The organism is Epibacterium ulvae (assembly GCF_900102795.1).
GTDB classification, from domain to species: Bacteria; Pseudomonadota; Alphaproteobacteria; order Rhodobacterales; family Rhodobacteraceae; genus Epibacterium; species Epibacterium ulvae.
Genome location: NZ_FMWG01000029.1, coordinates 1 through 3,036, shown reverse-complemented (window position 1 = coordinate 3,036; position 3,036 = coordinate 1). Strand labels below are relative to the sequence as shown.

Below are 3,036 nucleotides of genomic sequence, written 5' to 3'. Positions count from 1 at the left end.
AGTCCTTAAGTACCTGGTTAAGAAGGATATAGGCTGCCCAAAGGGCAATTATATCAATCTTTCAGGTGGGTTCCCCCATTCGGAAATTCATGGATCAAAGCTTATTCTCAGCTCCCCATGACTTATCGCAGAGTATCACGTCCTTCATCGCCTCTTACTGCCAAGGCATCCACCAAACGCCCTTCTCGCGCTTGATTTGTTCCAGAAAGAGAGAGTGTTGACTTATGTCTGCCCTACCGCGCAAAGCGCTACTTGAGGGCCACTTTCGATCACAGAAGCTGGTAAGAAACTGTGACTTGTCTTTCTGGTACAAAAGCATACTTTCCCGCTCGCTTCATGTCGGTGAAGCGAACATTTGCATGACGGTTAAATCATGCGGGTTAGTGTACTTGACTTGGACAACTCTGTCTTTTCATGTCGGCATACGCTGGGGGTCTGAGGAAACATGACCGATCCAACGCTTGCATCAAAAGGTCCGAAGATCTTTTTCAGCACCCACATGAGGTCACACCCGCACTTGGGGGACCAACAGTGTTGTTGATTGTATTCTCTCTAAACGATGTCAATTTCATCTGAGAACAGATGTTCAAACAGTGATGTCACTGCTTGAAGATATGTTCTTTCGAAGGATGGTGGGTCGAGGAGGACTTGAACCTCCGACCTCACGCTTATCAGGCGTGCGCTCTAACCACCTGAGCTACCGACCCAGTTGATTTTGCAAAGCAAAATCGACGTCGCCCTGGCAGGTTACTTTGCAAAGCAAAGTCACCGAGAAGGGCCAGCCCGTGGTGATTAAGTACTTAATCTTTAAGTACAAGGGCCTTGGAATGCTTGGTGGAGCCTAGGAGGATCGAACTCCTGACCTCCTGAATGCAAATCAGGCGCTCTCCCAGCTGAGCTAAGGCCCCTTGCTGAACCTGCCCGCTGGCAAGTTCGTATGTCTGAAGAGATATGAGGGCAGTCTGGCTCGCGGGTCATCTATGATGCCCGAATGTTGACCAGCTTTGTTTGCTGATCGTTGCTAAGTGTTTCACGAGATAAGCAAGCTTATCTGACTAGAAACATCCTTAGAAAGGAGGTGATCCAGCCGCAGGTTCCCCTACGGCTACCTTGTTACGACTTCACCCCAGTCGCTGAGCCTACCGTGGTCCGCTGCCCCCTCGAAAGGTTGGCGCACGGCCGTCGGGTAGACCCAACTCCCATGGTGTGACGGGCGGTGTGTACAAGGCCCGGGAACGTATTCACCGCGTCATGCTGTTACGCGATTACTAGCGATTCCGACTTCATGCTCTCGAGTTGCAGAGAACAATCCGAACTGAGACATCTTTTGGGGATTAACCCACTGTAGATGCCATTGTAGCACGTGTGTAGCCCAACCCGTAAGGGCCATGAGGACTTGACGTCATCCACACCTTCCTCCCGCTTATCACGGGCAGTTTCTCTAGAGTGCCCAGCCGAACTGCTGGCAACTAAAGATGTGGGTTGCGCTCGTTGCCGGACTTAACCGAACATCTCACGACACGAGCTGACGACAGCCATGCAGCACCTGTCACTAGGTCCCGAAGGAAGGCTCCATCTCTGGAGTTGTCCTAGGATGTCAAGGGTTGGTAAGGTTCTGCGCGTTGCTTCGAATTAAACCACATGCTCCACCGCTTGTGCGGGCCCCCGTCAATTCCTTTGAGTTTTAATCTTGCGACCGTACTCCCCAGGCGGAATGCTTAATCCGTTAGGTGTGTCACCGAATAGCATGCTACCCGACGACTGGCATTCATCGTTTACGGTGTGGACTACCAGGGTATCTAATCCTGTTTGCTCCCCACACTTTCGCACCTCAGCGTCAGTATCGAGCCAGTGAGCCGCCTTCGCCACTGGTGTTCCTCCGAATATCTACGAATTTCACCTCTACACTCGGAATTCCACTCACCTCTCTCGAACTCTAGACTGGGAGTTTTAAAGGCAGTTCCGGGGTTGAGCCCCGGGATTTCACCTCTAACTTTCCAATCCGCCTACGTGCGCTTTACGCCCAGTAATTCCGAACAACGCTAACCCCCTCCGTATTACCGCGGCTGCTGGCACGGAGTTAGCCGGGGTTTCTTTACCAGATACTGTCATTATCATCTCTGGCGAAAGAGTTTTACGACCCTAAGGCCTTCATCGCTCACGCGGCATGGCTGGATCAGGGTTGCCCCCATTGTCCAAGATTCCCCACTGCTGCCTCCCGTAGGAGTCTGGGCCGTGTCTCAGTCCCAGTGTTGCTGATCATCCTCTAAAACCAGCTATAGATCGTAGACTTGGTAGGCCATTACCCCACCAACTATCTAATCTAACGCGGGCTAATCCTTTGGCGATAAATCTTTCCCCCGAAGGGCACATAAGGTATTACTCTCCGTTTCCAGAGGCTATTCCTTACCAAAGGGTATATTCCCACGCGTTACTAACCCGTCCGCCGCTCACCCCGAAGGGCGCGCTCGACTTGCATGTGTTAGGCCTGCCGCCAGCGTTCGTTCTGAGCCAGGATCAAACTCTCAAGTTGAAAAGCAATTGCTTGCTTATCCTTGACGTCGAACCTCTGCACATCTTGATGATCCGGCTAAGGATCATCAAAGTCATCTGTTTGATGCACATCGTCTCCAAAGAAACAAAGTACCACTCAAACAGTGAAGCTGACACTGGATCATCGGAACCAAAATTCCTACCAGCGCGATATACAGACGTTGATCCATCGAATGAACCAAACCGCCCACATATCTCTTCAGTTATCTATCAATGTCAAAGAGCAAACACCCAGAGGTCAAAAACAGGACCGTAACGCCAATCTCTCAGCGCACACAGCCACCAAATCTCTCCAAATGCCCCAGTCTTTCCTAAGCGTCAAATCGTCTCTCCGATCCGTCAATCCCCGTCTCTCCGGAGCGTCCCTAGCAGCGTCTCCGCCGCCCCGTTGTGCGCCTCAGCGCCGCCGGTGAGAGGCCTTCTAGACCTACTAACACCGACTCGCAACCCCTAATCATAAGAAAAATGACAGAATTACAAAAA

At 51.4% G+C, this 3,036-nt stretch carries 2 tRNA genes and 2 rRNA genes; all 4 read right to left on the bottom strand.

Annotation, left to right across the window (positions count from 1 at the left end):
* Positions 1-197, bottom strand: a 23S ribosomal RNA gene (locus tag BLP79_RS19885); the annotation flags it as partial.
* A 433-nt stretch (positions 198-630) separates the two neighbouring features.
* A tRNA-Ile gene (locus BLP79_RS19385) sits at positions 631-707 on the bottom strand.
* Positions 708-832: 125 nt separating this feature from the next.
* A tRNA-Ala gene (locus BLP79_RS19380) sits at positions 833-908 on the bottom strand.
* 163 nt (positions 909-1,071) lie between these two features.
* Positions 1,072-2,533: ribosomal RNA gene (locus BLP79_RS19375) — 16S ribosomal RNA — on the bottom strand.
* Positions 2,534-3,036 lie beyond the last annotated feature (503 nt).